General features: G+C 51.4%; 17 protein-coding genes. 3 read left to right on the top strand and 14 right to left on the bottom strand.

Going from position 1 to position 20,596, the window contains the following annotated elements; translation table 11 throughout:
- Positions 1–233: 233 nt before the first annotated feature.
- The 4 genes from ACCI49_RS09095 to ACCI49_RS09080 form a co-directional block, all read right to left on the bottom strand.
- A complete protein-coding gene (locus ACCI49_RS09095; protein ID WP_371838645.1) occupies positions 234–713 on the bottom strand; it encodes a GyrI-like domain-containing protein in 480 nt (159 codons plus the stop codon).
- A gap of 1,093 nt (positions 714–1,806) precedes the next feature.
- The gene (groL, locus tag ACCI49_RS09090; protein ID WP_371838644.1) at positions 1,807–3,447 is read right to left on the bottom strand and encodes a chaperonin GroEL; all 1,641 of its coding nucleotides are present in this window, start codon (positions 3,445–3,447) and stop codon (positions 1,807–1,809) included.
- Positions 3,448–3,494: 47 nt separating this feature from the next.
- Entirely contained in the window at positions 3,495–3,788 is a 294-nt protein-coding gene (locus tag ACCI49_RS09085) for a co-chaperone GroES (protein WP_020412315.1), read from the bottom strand.
- A gap of 214 nt (positions 3,789–4,002) precedes the next feature.
- Positions 4,003–4,470, bottom strand: a complete 468-nt coding sequence (locus ACCI49_RS09080) for an FxsA family protein (RefSeq protein WP_371838643.1) — start codon at positions 4,468–4,470, stop codon at positions 4,003–4,005.
- A gap of 143 nt (positions 4,471–4,613) precedes the next feature.
- Here ACCI49_RS09080 and cfa point away from each other — a divergent pair, with 143 nt between their 5' ends.
- Entirely contained in the window at positions 4,614–5,759 is a 1,146-nt protein-coding gene (gene cfa / locus ACCI49_RS09075; protein ID WP_371838642.1) for a cyclopropane fatty acyl phospholipid synthase, read from the top strand.
- A gap of 496 nt (positions 5,760–6,255) precedes the next feature.
- Here cfa and ACCI49_RS09070 read toward each other — a convergent pair whose 3' ends face one another.
- Together ACCI49_RS09070 and ACCI49_RS09065 are read right to left on the bottom strand one after the other, a co-directional pair.
- The gene (locus ACCI49_RS09070; RefSeq protein ID WP_371838641.1) at positions 6,256–7,017 is read right to left on the bottom strand and encodes an SDR family oxidoreductase; all 762 of its coding nucleotides are present in this window, start codon (positions 7,015–7,017) and stop codon (positions 6,256–6,258) included.
- 84 nt (positions 7,018–7,101) lie between these two features.
- Complete coding sequence (locus tag ACCI49_RS09065; protein ID WP_371838640.1) at positions 7,102–8,133, bottom strand: DUF481 domain-containing protein; 1,032 nt, start codon at positions 8,131–8,133, stop codon at positions 7,102–7,104.
- Positions 8,134–8,280: 147 nt separating this feature from the next.
- Between ACCI49_RS09065 and ACCI49_RS09060 the strand changes: the two genes are divergently transcribed.
- Positions 8,281–8,697, top strand: coding sequence for an MGMT family protein (locus tag ACCI49_RS09060; RefSeq protein WP_371838639.1), 417 nt, complete (start codon positions 8,281–8,283; stop codon positions 8,695–8,697).
- 58 nt (positions 8,698–8,755) lie between these two features.
- Here ACCI49_RS09060 and ACCI49_RS09055 read toward each other — a convergent pair whose 3' ends face one another.
- From ACCI49_RS09055 to ACCI49_RS09020, 8 genes are all read right to left on the bottom strand, one after another.
- Entirely contained in the window at positions 8,756–10,033 is a 1,278-nt protein-coding gene (locus tag ACCI49_RS09055; protein WP_371838638.1) for an AmpG family muropeptide MFS transporter, read from the bottom strand.
- A 310-nt stretch (positions 10,034–10,343) separates the two neighbouring features.
- The gene (locus tag ACCI49_RS09050) at positions 10,344–11,711 is read right to left on the bottom strand and encodes an AmpG family muropeptide MFS transporter (protein ID WP_371838637.1); all 1,368 of its coding nucleotides are present in this window, start codon (positions 11,709–11,711) and stop codon (positions 10,344–10,346) included.
- 94 nt (positions 11,712–11,805) lie between these two features.
- Positions 11,806–12,390 carry a YbhB/YbcL family Raf kinase inhibitor-like protein gene (locus ACCI49_RS09045; protein WP_371838636.1) on the bottom strand — a complete coding sequence of 195 codons (585 nt, stop codon included), beginning with the start codon at positions 12,388–12,390 and terminating at the stop codon, positions 11,806–11,808.
- A gap of 2 nt (positions 12,391–12,392) precedes the next feature.
- Complete coding sequence (locus ACCI49_RS09040; protein ID WP_371838635.1) at positions 12,393–13,385, bottom strand: threonine ammonia-lyase; 993 nt, start codon at positions 13,383–13,385, stop codon at positions 12,393–12,395.
- Between the two features lie 106 nt (positions 13,386–13,491).
- Positions 13,492–14,919, bottom strand: a complete 1,428-nt coding sequence (locus ACCI49_RS09035; protein WP_371838634.1) for an aldehyde dehydrogenase family protein — start codon at positions 14,917–14,919, stop codon at positions 13,492–13,494.
- Positions 14,920–15,098: 179 nt separating this feature from the next.
- On the bottom strand, positions 15,099–15,974 hold the full coding sequence (ampE, locus tag ACCI49_RS09030; RefSeq protein WP_371838633.1) for a regulatory signaling modulator protein AmpE: 876 nt from the start codon (positions 15,972–15,974) through the stop codon (positions 15,099–15,101).
- Positions 15,975–16,121: 147 nt separating this feature from the next.
- Positions 16,122–16,682, bottom strand: coding sequence for a 1,6-anhydro-N-acetylmuramyl-L-alanine amidase AmpD (gene ampD / locus ACCI49_RS09025; protein ID WP_371838632.1), 561 nt, complete (start codon positions 16,680–16,682; stop codon positions 16,122–16,124).
- 172 nt (positions 16,683–16,854) lie between these two features.
- Positions 16,855–19,245, bottom strand: a complete 2,391-nt coding sequence (locus tag ACCI49_RS09020; RefSeq protein ID WP_371838631.1) for a DUF1631 domain-containing protein — start codon at positions 19,243–19,245, stop codon at positions 16,855–16,857.
- A 490-nt stretch (positions 19,246–19,735) separates the two neighbouring features.
- Here ACCI49_RS09020 and nadC point away from each other — a divergent pair, with 490 nt between their 5' ends.
- Positions 19,736–20,590, top strand: a complete 855-nt coding sequence (gene nadC / locus ACCI49_RS09015) for a carboxylating nicotinate-nucleotide diphosphorylase (RefSeq protein WP_371838630.1) — start codon at positions 19,736–19,738, stop codon at positions 20,588–20,590.
- Positions 20,591–20,596: the final 6 nt, after the last annotated feature.

Here is a 20,596-nt window from a genome sequence, read left to right as displayed (position 1 = left end):
ACACTTCGTTAAGCACATTCCTATTTGTCTTCATTATGTCGACAATACAGTGCCACCCCAATTTAAAACCAACGTATAAACTCTTGATCAACGCTGGAAAACCTAAATAAGTAGCTCTCATCGCATGTACAAGAAAGCAGCTTACCACCTTGAACACCATGGTAAAAACAATACATACTGAAATTAGGAAATGGCTTAAGGCTTGACAAAAAACCATAGCCACTTGTTATATTTCATTTTTCCTTTACAACTGGGATTAGAATTTCCAAAATGGAATCAGGATTTTGTGGACCAAGAAACCTTTGATCATAGCGCTCCAAATCGTAGGGGCCAGCTTGCACATAACCTGATTGCGGCAACCATTCTTTGTAGATTGATTGGAATAAATTACCTAGTTTCGGTGATATAGCGCCTTTGTACTCAAATACCGCATATTCGTTTTCTGGTAAAAGCTTGGCGGACATTTGCATAGGTAGATTTTCAAAAGAGCTAACTTGAAAAGCTGCCATGTAAAACCACTTGCCTTTTGACTGCATTTCCTTCGTGTAGGTATCAATACCGTAAGACACCGGATCATTAATTCTATCAGGCGCTTCCAAGTAGTTCGACCTCAGTACCTCCCACATTTCAGGAGGCCCTCCACTTTCTACATCCCCAAATGTCTCTACCCCAGCGAGCAGTAACTTGTCCAATTTAGTGAATTTCGCATTCATGACTAGCCCTCAATTTTATAAAGAAACACAACGAAGTTAGATATGCGGAATCATGAAGAAAGTTGATCATGCCTTTGCGCAAGCAAAGATAGTGACAACTTTTAGATTTTTCGCATCATCGAATTATTATTTGTTGCTCGTGGCACTATGCACTAATTCACTACGAATATCTTTCTACTTAATACCTACCAAAACTCAGAGAACAGAATTGCCAGCACTAGGAGGTTTGCGACTTTACTTCGAAGCTTAAACGAAGGTCGAACCGTTGACTATGGGGTTTCCCGTCAATGCTGTTTTTTCATACAGAACGACAACTAAAGCCTGCTATTATTAATTAAAACTCAACGAAACCTGAGCGAGCGACCAATAACATTTAAATTTATATGGTGGCCTCCACAACTACTATTTCCCTGCTCACCATCTCGGAACAATCTCTACGCCAACCTGGAAAAACCCCCTTTAAAGTCAGCCAGTTACACAATCTTGATACGATCATGCAAACTAGAAAAATGGTCACTGTGACCACTGTCCGGAATATCCCATTAAACACAACTCATTGTATTTCCAGACTTTTTAGGGAAAGTCTCTGCTCTGTAAAAATAACGGTTACGATGACCGAATTTTCTAGCGGTATCCAATCATTTTTTGGATATACCGCTTTTGGGGCACCCATCAAATAGGAAGTAATTAAGACTTCTCCAAGTGGAGTTGTTATAGAAATATAGCCCCAAAATAACCTAATTGGATTTTATTCGGTTTTATTTGATCTCAAAGCTACGCTATATCGGTCGATATTTATTGGCGTATTTGACTTTGATTAGGCAAGCTGCGATGAGCCCAAATGGCCCAAGAATCTCCTAAAGAAACCCACCCCATCCAAAGAGAACGGTAGCGTGACCTAAGAGTAAGTAAAAGGCACTGACAAGCTGCAGCAACACCAGCGGCCACTAAGCTTTTCCTTCTTATAAAACCTCACCAAGCCTTAAAGCTAGAAATTAACGGGGGAAATGCGCTAATCTCCTTCAGTGAAAGATAAATAAAAAAAAGCCCCGCTAATGCGGGGCTTTTTTGTTGGCTAGGCTTAAAGGCCGGCTTACATCATGCCGCCCATACCGCCCATGCCACCCATACCGCTCATGTCAGGAGCAGCCGGCTTGTCTTCCGGAATCTCCGCAACCATGGCTTCGGTGGTGATCATCAGACCAGCAATAGAAGCTGCCGCTTGCAGTGCAGAACGGGTCACTTTAGCAGGGTCCAAGATACCCATTTCCAGCATGTCACCGTACTCGCCAGTAGCAGCGTTGTAACCGAAGTTGCCTTCGCCTTGCTTGATCTTATCAACAACTACAGAAGCTTCATCACCAGCGTTGGCAACGATTTGACGCAGAGGCATTTCCATAGCGCGCAGGGCTGCAGCAATGCCGTGGTTCTGGTCTTCGTTGTCGCCAGTTACAGAGATAGCCTGAGTAGCGCGAACCAGAGCGGTACCACCGCCAGGTACTACGCCTTCCTCTACTGCAGCGCGGGTAGCGTGCAGAGCGTCTTCTACGCGAGCTTTCTTCTCTTTCATTTCCACTTCAGTAGCGGCACCTACCTTGATTACTGCAACACCGCCAGCCAGTTTGGCTACGCGCTCTTGCAGCTTCTCTTTGTCGTAATCGGAAGAGGATTCTTCGATCTGTGCACGGATCTGGCCAACGCGAGCTTCGATGTCTTTAACATCACCAGCGCCATCAACGATTACAGTGTTTTCTTTGGACAGGGTTACACGCTTAGCAGTACCCAGGTGCTCCAGAGTAGTACCTTCTAGCTCCAGACCAACTTCTTCAGAAATTACGGTGCCGCCAGTCAGGATAGCGATGTCCTGCAGCATGGCTTTACGACGGTCGCCGAAGCCAGGAGCTTTAACAGCAGCAACTTTAACGATGCCGCGCATGCTGTTTACAACCAGAGTTGCCAGCGCTTCGCCTTCTACGTCTTCAGCGATGATCAGCAGCGGCTTGGAAGCCTTAGCTACTTGCTCCAGCAGGGGCAGCAGGTCGCGGATGTTGGAGATTTTCTTGTCTACCAGCAGGATGAAAGGGCTATCCAGCTCAGCAGTCATGTTCTCTTGGTTGGTGATGAAGTAAGGAGACAGGTAGCCGCGGTCGAACTGCATACCTTCTACTACGTCCAGCTCGTTTTCCAGGCCAGAACCTTCTTCAACAGTGATAACGCCTTCTTTGCCCACTTTTTCCATGGCTTCGGCGATGATGGTACCAACGCTCTCGTCGCTGTTAGCGGAGATAGTACCTACCTGGGCGATAGACTTGGTGTCAGCACATGGAGTGGACAGGCCAGCGATGTGATCAACAGCAGCGGTTACCGCTTTGTCGATACCGCGCTTCAGGTCCATCGGGTTGAAGCCAGCGGCTACGGATTTCAGGCCTTCGGTTACGATAGCCTGGGCCAGAACGGTAGCAGTGGTGGTGCCATCACCAGCGGTGTCGGAAGCTTTAGAAGCTACTTCCTTCACCATCTGTGCGCCCATATTTTCGAACTTGTCTTTCAGTTCGATTTCTTTCGCTACGGACACACCGTCTTTGGTTACGGTAGGAGCGCCGAAGGACTTGTCCAGAACTACATTGCGGCCTTTAGGACCCAGGGTAGTTTTAACGGCATCTGCCAGGATATTTACGCCTTTCAGCATTTTCTGACGAGCGTCGTCACCGAAAATTACGTCTTTAGCTGCCATGATTCTTATTCCTCAAATTCTTTTTGCGAGTAAAGTTAAAGGCGGGATTAGCCTTCCAACACGCCGTAGATGTCACCTTCGCTCATGATGATCAGCTCTTCGCCTTCCACCTTGAGGGTATTGCTGTCGGCGTAGCGACCAAATACAACAGTGTCACCCACCTTGACTGACAATGCGCGAACGTCGCCATTGTCCAGCTGCTTGCCCTCACCCACGGCTACCACTTCACCTTGGTTTGGCTTTTCTTTGGCAGCGCCTGGCAGCACGATACCGCCGGCTGACATCGCTTCTTCTTCCTTACGGCGTACTACGACGCGGTCGTGTAAAGGACGAATTTTCATGGATAAGCTCTCCATTGAGTCGTTTTAAGGTTTTCCAACATTGGCGGTACTGATCTTAAAGACCAGTACCCTCACCCCTCCCTGATTACCAGAGGCGGGGCTTAATTCTCAGTTGATCCCTATCTATGGGCACGAGAATGGATTTCAACACTCTTCAGTGAAAAAACTATAAAAGTGCCGAATCAGCTTCAAAAATGTGCACTATTTAACCAAATCAGTGCTTGGGACGCTTGTCGTCCACGGAGTTCTGCTCATCTCGTGAGTACTCCCCTTCGATGGTGTCGGGATCAGGCTTAGAGGAATGGGGTTGGTGTGGGCCACCTGGGCGCACAATAGTGATGTGGCGCAACAGTCTCCCCAGAAGTAGCTGGCGCAAACCTGGTATCAGGCACGCAAAGCCGATGGCGTCGGTGATAAATCCAGGAGTCAGGAGTAGCGCCCCCCCAACTGCGAGAAAGATGCCCTCCACCATCTCTTGAGCAGGGATATCTCCTGTGCGCATCTTCTCCTGAGCGCGCATGAAGGTGGATATTCCCTGGCGACGTAGGAGCGTCACACCAACGATGGCAGTCAAAAATACCAGGCCAATGGTGGGCAAGACGCCGATTTCACTCCCAACGGTGATCAGCACCCACAATTCAAGTACAGGTAGGACTATAAATAGAAGCAGTAGGGGACGCATAGAGAGAATTCCTGATCTAAAAGCCGCCATATGGTCGGAGGCTCGGGGCATTTTCGATATGCTGAAGTAAATGGAGTGGGGAGGCAAATTATTCAAGGGCGCCGAAATCAACCCCACAATAACCGGGAGAGAGGGAAGCTTAAATGGCAAGTGAGCAGCAGGACGCCATAGAGGTACCGGCCATTGGTCGCAGTCGTCACTTTGTTGATGAAATTTTAGCCGAAGCGGATATCCGTATAAACGGTGACCGCCCCTGGGACCTACAGCTCCACCGCGAGGAAGCTCTCGATGAGATTGTCGCCCGCCACAGTATAGGGCTGGGCGAGACCTATATGCGTGGGGACTGGGATGCCCAGGCCCTGGATCAGTTTATTTACCGTTTGCTGGACGCAGACCTGGGCCGCCACATTAGTAACTGGCGAAATGTCTGGCCTTACTTGCGCAGCTACCTGATCAACTTACAGAGCCGGCGCCGCGCTTTTGAGGTCGGTGAACACCACTACGATCTGGGTAATGAATTCTACGCCGCCATGCTGGATAGCCGTCTGACCTATAGTTGCGGTTATTGGAAGGAGGCCCAAACCCTGGATGAGGCGCAGGAGGCAAAGCTCGACCTAATTTGCCGCAAATTACAGCTGGAACCGGGCATGAAGCTACTGGATATCGGTTGCGGCTGGGGCAGCCTGATCGGTTATGCCGCACAGAAATACCAGGTGGAGTGCGTAGGAGTGACGATATCTCGGGAACAGAGGGCCTATGTTGCTGAACGCTATGCCAATTTGCCGGTCACTGTTCACTTACAGGATTATCGGATACTCGATGAACCCTTCGACCGTATTGCCAGTGTCGGTATGTTTGAACATGTGGGACACAAAAATCATCGAGAATTCATGCAGGTCGCAAAACGCTGTCTGAAAAAAGATGGTGTTTTCCTGCTCCATACGATTGGCAAAGCCAAACCTGCCCACACAGACCCCTGGACTGAAAAATACATATTCCCCAACGGAGAAATACCGGCAGCCAGTCAAATCACCCGAGCTGCTCAAGGGCTGCTGACTCTTGAGGATCTGCATAATTTGGGCCCCGATTACGACAAAACCCTAATGGCCTGGCACGAAAACTTTGAACGCAATTGGCCTCGTTTTGCGGACCGCTACGGCCGGCGGTTTTATCGTATGTGGCGCTACTATCTACTGATATCCGCAGCTTCATTTAGAGTTCGCAGAATGCAACTGTGGCAGTGGATGATGTCAAACGACAGACTTGGCGGTGTAGAACGCATATGCTAGTGCAGTTACTCACAACCTCAAAACACTAGATATCATCACGCTGATGCTTTGAAACTGTGGAGTACGAAGTTTCCCTGTAGTGACTACATTGCTATTAGCAAGCAATGAAACACTGGCGCAGATATGTGAATCCGCCAATTTTTCACAGGTTTGCGCCGGTTCATGGCCGAAGACGATACATGCTTCTGCCATATTGACCCGTTAACTTGTTATTCGGGTTAATAATTACCGGGACTTGCTTTTGCAGCCTAACTACTTTTTGAAGTATTTATATTTCAGTAACTTTTAGGGAGCCTTTGAATAATACCGTAGTGCCACTTATCAGCTCTTACAAAAGGCTGCGGCCATTCGCTGCATACTGCACCTAACATCTGGAGCCCTCAAATCCCGCAAAGATATTACGAAATTATTCAGAGACTCCCTGGAATTGTGTTTGAGATAAAACAAAAAAGGGTGAACTTTGTTCACCCTTTTTATTGATTAATCAGCTTATCCGCTAGATACGCGCACCGCCATCAACATCCAGGACACGACCGGTAACGTAGTCATTTTCCAGGATAAACTTCACTGTCGAGGCGATTTCTTCCTGCTCACCCAAGCGGCGCAGGGGCACCTGTTTCACCAGGGACTCCAAAATTTCCGGGCGCATCTGTGCAACCATATCGGTACCGATAAAGCCTGGGGCAATCGCGGCAACACGTACACCATAGCGGGCCAATTCTCGCGCCCAGGTTACAGTCATGGCGGCTACACCAGCCTTACTCGCTGAGTAGTTTGTCTGGCCCATATTACCTGCACGGGAAAGGCTGGAGATATTCACCATCACGCCACCCTTTCCGCTTTCGGCCATAATTCCCGCTGCAGCACGACCACAGAGAAATACGCCTGTCAGGTTCACATCAATCACGGACTGCCACTGTGACAGGGACATCCGATCGGTAACCTTGCCCTCTTTACACTTAAGTAACATGCCATCGCGCATAATACCGGCATTATTGATCAACACCTGCAAGCCACCGAAATCTTCAGCGATCTGGACAAAGCCCTTATCTACTTCTTCCTCTTTAGCGACATTGAACAGGTAACTGCGGGCCTCTGCACCGAACTTTTCGCAAGAAGAAACAGTCTCCCCCAACCCCTCTTCGTTGACATCGATCAACGCCAAGCGGGCTCCGCACTCGGCCAAGTAAACGGCCATGGCTCGTCCCAACCCTTGGCCTGCACCAGTTATCGCCACAATGCTGCCGGCAATCTGCATCTTGAACTCCTCATCTAGAATTTTTAAATTTTATTTCTTTAGTGTCTGCACGCCGGGCATACAGGTAAGTATGCGGCTGAGGCTTTACCACTGATAACCGACACCAACGGTTATCTTGGTATCTTCTTTCTCACTTTCCAATGATGGTGTGTTGTCGTACTGCCACTGGTAACCAATTTCCATCAATACGCCTTCAACTAAAGGGGTACGCACCCCCACCTTGGCGTTCGCCTGGTAGTCATCACTGTGATCAAAAGACTGCAGGGTTTCCTGATCAAAATAGATTTCCGGCCCCAGGGAGAACTTATAGCGATAATTGAGTGCGACCCGGCCTGCCACGTATTGATCGTCCTGATCTTCACTCAGTTCCGCATCAATAAAGTCTTCCTTCAAACTACTGACACCACCTTCCAGTGAAAATGCGGTTTTGTCTGTGTCGTAAAACAGGTAACCGAGACCCAGACCCATAGTGGTACCCAAGTCTAAATTTCGCGCCTCCTCATGCTCCAGGGCCGTGTTTGCCGCGGCAAACCACTTCTCCGCGAAAATCCAGCGCAGGTCATATGTCAGTCGATACTTTTCCAGGGCGCCATCGTCTTCACTTTCCTGGTTCTGATAGAGGGCACCTATCAAATGATGAAAATCCCCGTGACGCATATCCAAATTGACATTGGCATCCAGGTCCTCGCGCTCACGGTTACCAGATTCAATTACTCCGCCCGCACTCACGTTGCCATGGAATACCATCGGGTTACTGACAAAGTGGGGGTAGGGCTCCGCACGCTCCACCCCAGGAAAGTCAATAAGCCAGCCACCACCCTCCTCGCAATAAAGTTCCCACTGTTCCTGGTGATGTCCAGCGAGGGTGCAGGGCTCGTCACGTCCGGCTACTTTAAGGTCGGTATCCACATCCATAGATACCACCTTGGATTTATCCACCTTAACCTCACCAAAGGTTTCGGATTTCCATACCACTTGGTTTGAGTCCACCAGTACCAGCTCCCCTTGAATGCGATCGCCATTCTCGAGAGTGAGTACCCCTGCATAAACCTGCAAGGGGGCGAGACAGAAGAGAGTTCGCGCAAAAATTCTAGAAAAGTGTGTCGTTAAAACCACAGAAGAACCTTGAGTTTCTGAGTGAGCTTACGGAGAAAAGCATCAAAAAAGCCCAGTGCAAAGGGCAATAATGCCACAACTGTCAAAAATGTGGCACGCCATCACTACCGATCTGTACTTTTGCCACTTGATGACCGGCTTTTATAAGTGGCAAGTTATAGCCTACTCGCAGCGAAATACGGCAAACTTGCGCCTAAATCTGATAACCAAGTGAAAAATGAGGTTTTTGTGGCAATCACGCCCGCTTCAGTCCATACGAAATCTCCCGACAGCGCTCTCGCCCGAATATGCAAGGTTCTGGCCTCAATCCCATGTGGACAGGTAGTCACGTACGGCGATCTAGCAGAGATGGCCGGCTATCCAAAAGCTGCCCGACTTGCAGGTCAAGTATTGAGGAAACTTCCCAAGGACACAAAGCTTCCCTGGCACAGGGTAATCAATGCCCAGGGGCGGATCTCGCTGCCTGAGCCTGGCGCTTCCCGCCAGCGTCAACGACTAGAAAATGAGGGCATCACTTTGCTAAAGGGGCGTGTGGATATGGCCAGGTACCGCTGGAAGCCCTGAGCGCAACCAATCCTTAAACCAGCTTTCCCAGCCGACCAGTTAACAGGCACTAGAAGGCTTAAGCTTCTTCAGCGACATCGCCATTCCAGGGAGCAACATAGAAAAGTAGCAGCATCCCCGGAACCGCTAGTGCAGCGCACAAGAGGAAAAAGTTGGTCCACCCCATAGATTCAACCAGAAAACCTGTGGAGGCATTAGCGAAAGTCCTGGGCAGGGAGGTCAGTGCAGTAAACAAGGCAAACTGGGTAGCAGTGTGTAATTTACTGGTAGTGCGCGCAATAAAAGCAATAAATACAGCCGTTCCCAAGCCAACTCCCAGATACTCAAAGGCAATCACTATTGCGAGTAACCAAAGGCTCGGCTTAAAACCCGGTGTTCCAACCAAGTCTCCATTCGCTTCCGATAAAATCATAAAACCGAAGATGGACACAAGCTGAATAACGCCAAATATCCACAGGCACTTGTTGATACCGATGCGGACCATCAAAAGCCCACCGAGAAAACCGCCAATCACCGCCGGCCAAAGCCCGGCATTCTTTGCCACTATCCCGATATCCGTATTGGTATACCCCATATCCAAATAGTACGGAGTCGCCAGCGCCGTCGCCATATTGTCGCCGAGCTTATATAGGAACATAAAAGAGAGCACTAGCAATGCATGCTTAACCCCGCTGCGGTTAAAAAACTCCACAAACGGCAAAACGATGGCGTCGCGCAAAGTTCTCGGGGGAGCCGCAGGGTGTTGGGGTTCGGAGACCATCAGCGTCATAAAAACGGCTACCAACATAAAGGCTGCAGTGATCCAGAAAACCTGACTCCAGGCTAAGTGATCCGACAGTATCAGGCTGAGCGACCCGGGAATCAGGCCGGAAACCCGGTAGGCATTGGCATGAAAGGAGTTCCCTAGCCCCAGTTCATGATCCGGCAGTATTTCCCGCCGAAAGGCATCCAGAACAATATCCTGGCTGGCACTAAAAAAAGCGACGCCAAAGCACAGGGCGGCGATCGTCAAAATATTAAATTGAGGATTAAACATTCCCAGCCCGCCGATAAAGACTATCAGCAGGAGTTGCATCACCAGCATCCAGCCGCGACGACGCCCCAAAATTGGGAAAGCATAGCGCTCCATCAACGGCGCCCAAAGAAATTTCCAAGTATAAGGAAGTCCCAGCAGGGCAAAAATGCCGATAGTCGCCAAATCCACACCCTCGGAGCGCAGCCAGGCAGGTACCAGCTGAATCAGCACAAAAAGCGGCATCCCCGAGGAAAAACCTGTACCGATACAGATCAGCATGCGCCGGTTGAATACCGCTTCCCTGACTGTTTCGTGGGCCATAATCTGTCGCTTTTATTTACTGATTATCGTTCCGGGGAGTGCACTTTGCTTATAGTCCCGGCTAGTTACTCAAAGCGTTTGCAGGCCTGCAGCGAAAAGGTAAAGACAACGGCCAAACGCCCCAGGGAGAGCAAGTTTCTCCGATACAACCACCATAGTCTTTAGACAGGGACATTGCCCGGGGAGGCGTAATTATCAATAAGGAATAGAGGTTAAGCGGAACTCGCGGAAATCCCTTTTATTACAAGACCTGAAATCCGGCGAAGAGGGTACTTCGAGAAGAGTAGGCAACAAGGTGCGAAGGCCCTACTTACGTAGGGCGTGAATCGGGCTGAGGCTCTTCCCGACGCCATTCACGCTGCTCGCGCCTCCAGAAATAGATAGAAAGCAATATGGCTGGCAGCCCCATTAGCGCCGCGTAAATAAAGAACTGAGCATAACCCTGGGCATCAACCACCATGCCTGAAAAGCCACTAATAAATTTGCCAGGCAGGGTCATCAGAGAACTAAACAGAGCATACTGGGTGGCGGTATAGGCCTTATTAGCAAGACTGGAAAGGTAAGCGACAAGCACGGCATTAGCCATCCCTCCGCTGATATTGTCAGCACTGATCACCAGCGCAAGCCAAGCTTTATCCGGGCCTATCAGCGCAAGCTGGGCAAATAGGAGATTCGTACACGCGACCATCACTGCGCCGAGTATTAATGGGCGAAGCACACCATAGCGAACAACTAAAACCCCACCGAGAAAGGAGCCGATAATGGTACAGAAAAATCCAAACAGCTTACTGATTTCCGCGATTTCTGTTTTGGTAAAGCCCAAATCCAAGTAGAACGGGTTCGCCATTATCCCCATCGCAATATCGCTAAGGCGGAAAATACCGATAAAAAGTAACAATACCAACGCAAAGCGGCCATTGCGTTTGAAAAACTCAACAAATGGGCAGACCACGGCCCGAATAAACCACTGCTTCAGGCGGCTGTGCTTCCCCTTGCCCAACAAGCGTTCGGCCCACTCGTTTTGTAATTCATCCGCTTCCTTGCTCACTTTGCTGTGATCGGGTTCCGCAATAACCAGGCAGGTAAGAACCCCTACCCCCATCAGGGCGGCCATCACCAGATAGGCACCTGACCAGCTGAAAATATCCGCAATAAACAGAGCCCCAGCCCCGGCAATCAACATTGCTACCCGGTAACCAAATACATAGTTAGCAGCCATAGCACCCTGGTAGTCTTCATCCATGGCTTCTATTCGATAGGCGTCAATTGCCACATCCTGTGAAGCCGAACAGAAGGCTACCCATAAGGCGAGCAGAGCCACTTCCATCAGTGATTGCTGTGGGTTAACGCTGGCCATACCCACCAGCCCGATAGCAATACCCACCTGAGATACCAGCATCCAACCACGGCGTTTGCCTAACCTGTCAGTGAAGAAAGGCAGACGCAGTTGATCAATAATTGGAGCCCAAAGCACTTTTATCGAAAAAGTAATTCCCACCCAGGCGAAGAAACCAATAGCTGTGCGACTTACACCAAAATCTCGCAGCCAGGCGGTCAGGGTAGAAAAGACCAGCAGAAGCGGTAGACCGGCAGAAAAGCCAAGAAAAAACATGGTGAGTACGCGGGGCTTTAGATAAGCCTTTAGCGCTTGGCCCCATGTCAGTTGCTGCTGCGACATATCCAACTTTCCCCTTTGGGCGGGTTAATCCACCAATACGAATTAGCGCAGGCAATTCGCCTACGGTTCGAGCAATAGTTAAAGATTACTTAACTCAGTGGCCCCACAGAACCTCAAGTTCTGCTTCTGCCAGCTTATTCGCATTCACATTAAAGCCCACTTTGGCGGGAGAAGAATTTTCATCCAGTGGCAGTGAATCCACTTTCAAAGCATACACGCGGAAGCGATAGCGATGGTCACCGTGCCCCTTAGGTGGACAGGCACCGCCATATCCAGGGTTTCCATAGTCATTGCGCCCCTGAACAGCTTCCGGAATGAGGCCATTTTTCAGGTCGCCGGCGCCCTCGGGCAGGCTGGTGACATCTGCGGGAATATTAAATACCACCCAGTGCCACCATCCACTGCCAGTGGGGGCATCCGGATCATAAACTGTAACTGCATAGCTCTTGGTACCCTCTGGGGCACCCTCCCAGCTTAGCTGGGGAGAGATGTTTTCCCCTCCACATCCGGCATACACATGGGTCAATGGCATTTTTTGGCCAGGCTTCAATGAGGTCGAAGAGAGTGTCAGCTGCCCGGCCTGAGAGGCGACAGCCGCCAACGAAAATACTGATGCTACGAAATAATTGGCCAGCTTGCGGTAATTCACGCGACGAAATACAAAGTTCATATCCAACATGCTCATTGTTCCTTTTCCACACCGGCCAGCAGCTTTGAGACTTTGCTCACATCCATATTACCGCCGGTCAATACAACCGCGACATTCTTATTGCGGAAACGGGCTCCATGCTCAAGCACAGCGGCAAGTCCCACTGCCGCAGATGGCTCAACCATTTGCTTGGTGCGAGTCCACAATAGTTCCATAGCCCGCACAATACCATTTTCTGAAACTGTCACAATATCCCGCACGGTACGGCGAATTATCTTATAGTTCCTGCGTCCGAGCGTTGTGCGAAGTCCATCCGCAATGGTATGCGGCTCCTGGGTAGTGATATGCACACCGCCACGCAGTGACCTTTGGGCATCGTCCGCACCGGCGGGTTCGGCGCCAATAACCAGAATATCTGGAGCCAGTGCGGCCATAGCCAGGCCAATCCCGGCGAGCAGACCGCCGCCGCCGACAGGAGCCACAATCACGTCAGGGGTAATGCCATGCTCCCGGCACTGTTGAACAATTTCCACAGCAACCGTGCCCTGCCCGGCAATAATCCGGCTGTCATCGTAGGGCGGTACTATATGAGCACCTGTTTCCTGTACCACCTTTTGCAGTGCCGCTTCACGATCTGCCAGACTAGGACCACAAGTAACTATTTTCGCACCATAGCCCTCAACAGCCACGCGTTTGGTTTCAGGCGCAGTTTCCGGCATAACGACAATGCAGGGTAAACCTCGCTCCGCTGCAGCCCATGCCAGCGCGGCACCGTGGTTGCCAGAGGAGTGGGTAGCCACGAGTTCAGTCCCTTGAGGCAGGAGAGAAAGCGCATTGGTAGCGCCGCGCGCTTTAAATGCGCCCACTTTTTGCAGGTGCTCGCACTTGAACCAGAGATTGGCTCCCCCCAACTGGTCAAGCAGTTGGGAGCGTATCAGGGGAGTTCGATGGACGGTTCCAGAGACGGTTTGTGCAGCACATAAAACATCGGCACTGGTTGGCAAATCATTGCGATCCGGGGGCATGGCTCTGTTAGTCTTTTCAATTTATTGCCGAATGTACCAATTCATCGCCCCTAAAAACCAGCAAAATTCCCTTTTCTCCGAAACTTGCTGTGAAATGGTTGCTGTACTATCGCTGTAACATTTTTAACCACTTGTATTTTCGATTGGTATAAGGCGCATACCGCAGGTCGACATCCAGGATATTTTTGCGTTTCATCACCGCCTTGTAATGACTGAATGTTTTGAAACCATGCTCCCCGTGGTAACAGCCGATGCCGCTCGCCCCTACCCCACCAAATGGCAGGTCCTGGGCCAGCATAAACATCATACAGTCATTCACACAGGCATTGCCCGAGCTGCAGAGGGAAAGAATTCTATCGGCAATGGCATCACTTCGGGTAAAAATATACAGTGCGAGCGGCTTCTCACGCTCATTGACAAACTCCTCTACCTTGCCAAATTCCTCCAGTTCTACCACTGGCAGCAAGGGCCCAAAAATTTCCTCCTGCATCACCGGTGAATCCAGGTTGACACAGCGCATCAGGGTTGGCGCCATGTAACACTCACCGGCATCCACCTCGCCGCCAAAGATTACTTCGCCATCACCGAGTAGATCTGCCAGGCGCAAAGTATGCTGACTATTCACTATACGCCCATAGTCAGCACTCTGACGCGGATTTCTACCAAACATCTGTTGCACCGCCTTCGAGATTGCGGGAACAAGCCGGTCGGCAGTGTGCCTGGTGCATAGCACGTAATCCGGCGCGATGCAGGTCTGCCCGGCATTGGTAAATTTACCCCAGGCTATGCGCCGCGCCGCAGTTTCAATATCGGCATCATCGGCCACAATACAGGGGCTTTTACCCCCGAGCTCCAGGGTTACTGGAGTCAGATGCTTACTTGCGGCGCTCATAATAATCTTGCCAACCCTGCCACCGCCGGTGTACATGATGTGGTCCCAGCGCTGCTCCAACAAGCCGGTGGTTTCCGCCACCGCCCCTTCGACGCAAGCGAAAGCATCATTATCCAAGTAGCGAGGCAGCAGTTCTGCGATCAGGTGTGAGACTGCCGGTGACAATTCTGAGGGTTTTACCACTGCACAATTACCTGCCGCAATAACAGGTACCAATGGCGACAACAAAAGTTGTAGCGGATAGTTCCAGGCCCCAATGATTAATACGACGCCGAGAGGTTCCGGCTTTATGTAACTTTTCGCGGGCTGAGCCAACAGCGGGGAAGAAACCTTGCGCGGGCGCACCCATTTCTTGAGGTGCTTTAGGGTGTGATCGATATCATTGTAGAGGAAGGATATCTCGGTCAGGTAGGATTCCTGGGGGGCCTTATGTAAATCTTCGCGAAGGGCCTGTATAAAACGCGCTTCATTCTCAGTAAGCATCTTGCGTAGCTGAATTAACTGGCGGCGTCTCCAGGCCAACTCAGCAGTGCTGCCACTGCGGAAATAGGCCTTTAACCCAGCGACTAACGCCGCAGAGCCCCTGTCACTTGCAACACTGAGATCAGACAGCATCTGCGGTTCCACTGGTGAAACATTCAAACCCTACTTCCTCAAATGATTATATGTCGCCCCGCTCTCAGTGCGTCTCCGACAGTGCGGCAGCGGGCGCAATCATCTAGAAAGGTGGTTAAAAGTCAAGCACCTACCGGGAAATTTTTCCAAAATGCCGATCAGATAAAGAACTATTTGCCAAACTGCACTGCAACTACTACAGAAGTTCAGGCAAACAATACCGCCAGTGCAAGTACAGTAATCCACAACAATAAGGTTCTGGAGAGTAGTGACTGCAGCGCTTCGATTTCCGCGCCACACTGGCGCTGCGCCTGGGGAAGGTCTCCAGAGGCACTGCACTCACTCGCATCAATACCACCCAAAGCTCCCTCAAGATACGTTTCCAGAACTTGCACTGTATCCCGCTCTCGGCATATCAGGCATTGGCGCCAAGCCCGGTAACAACCGGCAAAATTGCCGACAATAGCAAGGCTAAGCCCCATGACACGGACCGGCAGCCATTCCAACAACCAGAGCCAACGGGCCCCAGCCGCCTCCCTTTCAGTGCCGCGGGCTTTTTCCGCATACAGGGCACTCAAGCGAAACAGCAGTGCACCGGGAATTCCCAGAAGGATAAACCAGAAAAGTACAGCAAACAGACGCTCAAAAGCGCAGTAAGCAGCCCCGCGAAAGACCTGCGCGTGCAGGCCCTTACCATCGATGGGGGACTCATGAATCTCCTGTAACAGCGGGCCTGCGGCATATGTTGCGCCCTGTAAATCTCCCCGGTACCAGCTCCGCAGATAAGCGCTCAAGACATCGTTAAAATTACCGCGCCCGAGGCAATATAGTAATAGGGGCACCCCTAACAGGAGCACACCCAAGCCCCCAACTGCAGACTCTATAACTACCATCAGTATTGCCACTGCGAGAACCGGCGGCAGAATACTGACCCCAATTAGCAGGCGTACATCACTCTTTAACGCTGGTATCCGGGCAATTCGCGAGCACCACCTGTCAAACCAGCCATCGCGGTGCAGAGGCGCCCCAGATCCCCAGATTTGCACTAAGGCTAAAGTGAATAAGACAATTAACAGAGTCATAATGATATCGCGCCAGCCCAGTGGTAAAAAAGATATGCCGGCGAGGGACCGACAGCGGAAAAAAGCTGACCACCCCACCCATTGGCTAGTGGCGGCGTGCTTTTAGAGGGGGTAAACGGATACAATTGCGCCGCTATACTGCGTTGCCTATTCGGCAACCTTCTCGAGTTCCCCCCGATAGCGCTCCCAATCAAAACCGGGGCCTGGATCCAGTTTGCGCCCTGGTGCTATATCGGAGTGGCTGGCAATTCTATCCACTCCGATCGAAGGATAAGCCTGCATAATTGCCGCACTCACCTCCGCCAGGGAACGGTATTGGGCATCTGTGTAAATATCCGTATCCAAGCCTTCAAGTTCGATTCCAATTGAAAAATCATTGCAGTTACCGCGCCCCTTAAACTCCGATTTACCCGCGTGCCAGGCGCGCCTATCGAGCGGCACATACTGAGTGACGATACCGTCGCGGTCAATCAAGATATGCGCTGAAACCTGTAGAGCGGCGATCTCTGCAAAATAGGGGTGTGCATCAATATCCAGCTGCCCCAGGAAGAAAGCATCAATATAGGGACCACCGTACTGACCAGGCGGCAGACTAATACTATGGATCACCAAAAGATCCACAGGGCAGTCTTCAGGCCGGCTGTTGCAGTGAGGGCTGGGAACCCGACGCGCTCCGGATAACCAGCCGGAATCCACTTGGTATTTCAATCTGCGATCTCCACTCCAACGAACCACTACCCCGAACTGGCTCAGGGGCTTCAGCAGTTTCCATTTTATGGAAGCGTTGATCGATATGCCAACCGGTTTAGTGCAGTATCGCGACAGAAGTAATATCCCGGCAACACACTACCGGGAATATCGGAAGAGTTTCTTAAAACATTTAACGCTGTTCACTGCGCTTTTTCCGTACATTGCCAATAACGGATTGCAGAGCGCGCTCAAACAACATGCCATCATCCAGAGGCAGCAGTTGTGCGGAGCGAAGCGCATGAGCCAGTTCCAGGCGAGCGAACTCTGCCACCTTGGCACCATTGCGATTCACAAAAATAAACTGGTCAATGTCGCGGATCACGGCCGCCAGGCGGCAACGGAACTGCTCCTCTTCCGACCGTTTCAGCTCGAACCAGCTACCCTGAGCCAAACGGAAGGTCATTTGCCAGTGAGGGTCATCCTCTTCGAGTGGTACCAATCCCTCTTGCTCTGGAGAGATTGCTGCCACTTCAGCCTGAGCAACCGCCTGTTCCAGTTCCTCCATTTGAGGGACAGCCACTTCCTGTACCTCAACGCCCGCTTCAGTAACTGAATCGACATTCAGCTCAGCCACTGGTTGCGGATGACTATTCTCGGCCGTAATGACTTCGGGCTGCAGAGTCTCGGTAGTAATTTCCTGAGGAATTTCCGCTAGCTGCTCAGTTGCTGTGGCCGCCCTGACCTCACGTTCCACCTGCTCCTTAACCTGGCGCTCTCGCTCCTCGGTAAGGCGTTGCGCCAAAGCAAAGCGCTCGCGATAAACTTCCTTCAAGCCAGCAAACAGTGTGCGCGCCTCGAATGTGTTGTAGGACAGGGCTTCAACACCTTCGCGCAGATGCTCTTGTAAAACCGGCAGCAGGCTGAGAAGCTGTTTGCGGGAGTCCGGCATCGGCGCTTGAACACTCCATACCAGATCCCGTGCAGTGCGTACATCGCGGCTCCAAGCCTCGCTCTCGGTACCCTCCTTCACGCAGGTAAGGAACAGTACATTGTTCCAGACTTTTTGCAGCCAGTCCTGAACCACCGGCGGCAGGTCTCTCTCTGCCATCAGTGCATCCATTACCGCAGCCACACGTGCGCGCGCCGCCTGGGTTTTTGCTCGACCATCAGCCTCGTCTACAACTCGGCGCTCCAGCATTTCCGCCCGCTTGCGCTCACGAATAATAAATTCGCGCAGGGATTCCAGCAGCGAGGAAAAAATATTGATGTCCTGATCAAACTCGCTGAGAACCCGCTCAACAATCTGGGACACCTCGTTGTACAAGGGGTCAGATTCATACCTATCCGTCGCCTGCCAGCCAGTTGCTGCATCGGCGAGTTCGTTCAGCAGCTTGCGAGCGGGGTGTCCCCCTTTACTGAAAAAGGATTTATCGGCAATTGCAACCTTAAGCAACGGCAGCTGCAAACGGCCGAGTTGGGATTTTATCGGTGTGGCAAGGCTGCGGTCTTCAAGAATAAAGGAAAACAGCATCTCTACCAATTTGATGACATCACTGTCCACTTTTGCCAGCGAAGCCGCCTGGTTTTCCTCCACTAATCGCTGCTGCAACAAGTCACCGACATTCAGTAACTGAGCCGCGCCGGAATCCTGATAGTGGGCTCCGCTTTGCAGGGCACCCAGGTGAGTGAGCAGGTCTCCAGCTGGCATAGGCGCCATGCCAGCGGTGGCGGGCACCAATCCGGGTGCAAAGTGACCGTTAACCGGAACCCCCTGCGCAACCTGACCTGAGCCATCTGCAGCAGCACCAATACCAGCCGCTGACGCCGGTCCGACATTGCCGTTAACTGGGTTCCGTCCGCCTGGGTATACCGGGCGCTGCCGTGCCGCACGCTGTTGCTCACGCAGCGAGGGCAGCACCCCCTGCTCTACCAATAGCTGGTTGCAAAACTCGTAGAAGTCCCGCAGCTGCTGCATAACCGTCTGCTCAAATTTCTTCAGCAGTGTCAGGCGGGCGCGGATATAGAGGTCCAGTTCCTGGATTGCTTCCACAAATGCATCGCAGATAACATCCGGCCCGAGAGGATTGTTCTTGTCGTAAACCTTTACAGCGTAGAGAGTATCCAGGCGCAGGCACAGTTCGGTGAGTGGCTCAGCAAAATCGCGCTTGGCGTTGGCGACCATAGTATCTGCAGCCACCAACTGTTCCAGGTCATCATTGTGTACCAGGGACAAGTTGTCAGAGGCGAAAGAGGGCTCGGCTTGCTCTTCCTGGCGGAGCTGAAAGGCGCGCTGTACATTGCTAACAAAGCGCTCTGCGATATTGCGGCGCTCGACCCTCAGCAGGCGCAGCGCCTGAAACAGGCCATCCTGCTCCTCCTGGCCGTGGGCCCGTTCCGCCATCGCGAAGAGTGAATCGTCCACCTTTCCAAACAGCGCTTTCACACGCTCGAATAGCTGAACACTGGCTTTTTCCTTCAACAATGCAACCGTCGAAGGCAGGACCGCGGGCTTGCCCGCAGAGACACTATGTCGACCCACACCTTTCTCTGAAAGAGAAACTACCTTGCTGGATTCACTCATTTCCAAGAGGTCCTTCGCATACCGTCCGGCGTTTTGCGCACTTGCTGTTTGAAAGCCTGCCGGCCGGGTAAGCCGCAGAAACTAACCAAATCTTACTGGTTGCCTTGCTGTCACCTTCCATAGAGGTTATCCACAAAGCTTTAAAAACCACGCGGGTGCGCCTCTGACAAAATTCTCTCGATATAATGCCCCGCAAAACCGAATCACTTTATGATTTTGCTCAGGTTTTAAGCGCATTAGTGCAGTCGATTTGACTAGCAAATTCGGCGACCACTCCCGCAGAGAGCGATACTCTCACGCCATTGATTCTACTCGCGTTAGCAGTCCTATTTACACACTTTAGCGACATATTTGAGACGCTTGTCACAGCGAAATGTGGGGGCAGCTGCTAACTGCGAAATAAGCGCCATGTACTTGGGAAGATTACCAGCGCGACCCAAACCCAGCCCGTTTTGGTAAACTGCCGGCGCGTTTATATTGAGGCCCCCCAATGCACCCACAAGACTCCGCCATCCCGAATATCATGACCGACCTGGAAAGAGCCGTGCGTATTGCACTTGACGAGGATGTCGGTAGTGGCGATATCACCGCACAGTTAATTCCCGCGGAGCGTATTGCCCATGCCCACGTTATCACCCGTGAAAGTTGCACAATAAGCGGACGCGCCTGGGTGGACGAGGTCTTTCGCCAGCTGGACCCTAACCTGCAGGTTAGATGGCACTTTGAAGATGGCGACACAGCCGAAGCCGACTCGATACTGTTCGAGCTGGAGGGGAATGCCCGCGCGATACTCACCGGCGAACGCGCCGCCCTCAACTTCCTACAGACACTCTCAGGCACCGCCACAACCGCTGCAGAGTTTGCTGCACGCGCCGCTGGCACCGAAGTAAAAATCCTCGATACCCGTAAAACCATCCCTGGACTGCGTAGCGCACAGAAGTACGCAGTGCTCTGTGGGGGTTGCCACAATCACCGTATCGGCCTGTACGATGCCTTTCTGATCAAGGAAAACCATATCGCTGCGGCCGGCAGTATTGACAAAGCGGTGGCCCAGGCCAGAAACATCAAAGCCGATGCACTAGTGGAAGTTGAAGTGGAGACTATCGAGGAGTTACAGCAGGCCCTGAATAGTGGTGTCGACGTGATCATGCTTGATGAGTTTAATGATGCAGATACTCGCATTGCCCTATCACTAGCCAAAGGCAAGGCCAAGATAGAAATTTCCGGTAGCGTAGACCGGGACAGAATTCAGCAACTAGCCGCACTGGATGTGGATTATATCTCCTCTGGCAGCCTGACCAAGCACCTGCGTGCGATCGACCTGTCCCTGCGTATCAATCTGTAAAGGCTG

This window comes from Microbulbifer epialgicus (assembly GCF_041447265.1).
GTDB lineage: Bacteria > Pseudomonadota > Gammaproteobacteria > Pseudomonadales > Cellvibrionaceae > Microbulbifer > Microbulbifer epialgicus.
Note: the sequence above shows the minus strand (reverse complement) of the source record. Positions and strands in the feature narration are given on the sequence as shown.

What these genes read in the sequence shown, in the direction of transcription:
- ACCI49_RS09095 (WP_371838645.1), bottom strand. Translation starts at nt 713, where the DNA reads ATGAATGCGAAATTCACTAAATTGGACAAGTTACTGCTCGCTGGGGTA.
- groL (WP_371838644.1), bottom strand. Translation starts at nt 3,447, where the DNA reads ATGGCAGCTAAAGACGTAATTTTCGGTGACGACGCTCGTCAGAAAATG.
- ACCI49_RS09085 (WP_020412315.1), bottom strand. Translation starts at nt 3,788, where the DNA reads ATGAAAATTCGTCCTTTACACGACCGCGTCGTAGTACGCCGTAAGGAA.
- ACCI49_RS09080 (WP_371838643.1), bottom strand. Translation starts at nt 4,470, where the DNA reads ATGCGTCCCCTACTGCTTCTATTTATAGTCCTACCTGTACTTGAATTG.
- cfa (WP_371838642.1), top strand. Translation starts at nt 4,614, where the DNA reads ATGGCAAGTGAGCAGCAGGACGCCATAGAGGTACCGGCCATTGGTCGC.
- ACCI49_RS09070 (WP_371838641.1), bottom strand. Translation starts at nt 7,017, where the DNA reads ATGCAGATTGCCGGCAGCATTGTGGCGATAACTGGTGCAGGCCAAGGG.
- ACCI49_RS09055 (WP_371838638.1), bottom strand. Translation starts at nt 10,033, where the DNA reads ATGGCCCACGAAACAGTCAGGGAAGCGGTATTCAACCGGCGCATGCTG.
- ACCI49_RS09050 (WP_371838637.1), bottom strand. Translation starts at nt 11,711, where the DNA reads ATGTCGCAGCAGCAACTGACATGGGGCCAAGCGCTAAAGGCTTATCTA.
- ACCI49_RS09045 (WP_371838636.1), bottom strand. Translation starts at nt 12,390, where the DNA reads ATGTTGGATATGAACTTTGTATTTCGTCGCGTGAATTACCGCAAGCTG.
- ACCI49_RS09040 (WP_371838635.1), bottom strand. Translation starts at nt 13,385, where the DNA reads ATGCCCCCGGATCGCAATGATTTGCCAACCAGTGCCGATGTTTTATGT.
- ampE (WP_371838633.1), bottom strand. Translation starts at nt 15,974, where the DNA reads ATGACTCTGTTAATTGTCTTATTCACTTTAGCCTTAGTGCAAATCTGG.
- ACCI49_RS09020 (WP_371838631.1), bottom strand. Translation starts at nt 19,245, where the DNA reads ATGAGTGAATCCAGCAAGGTAGTTTCTCTTTCAGAGAAAGGTGTGGGT.
- nadC (WP_371838630.1), top strand. Translation starts at nt 19,736, where the DNA reads ATGCACCCACAAGACTCCGCCATCCCGAATATCATGACCGACCTGGAA.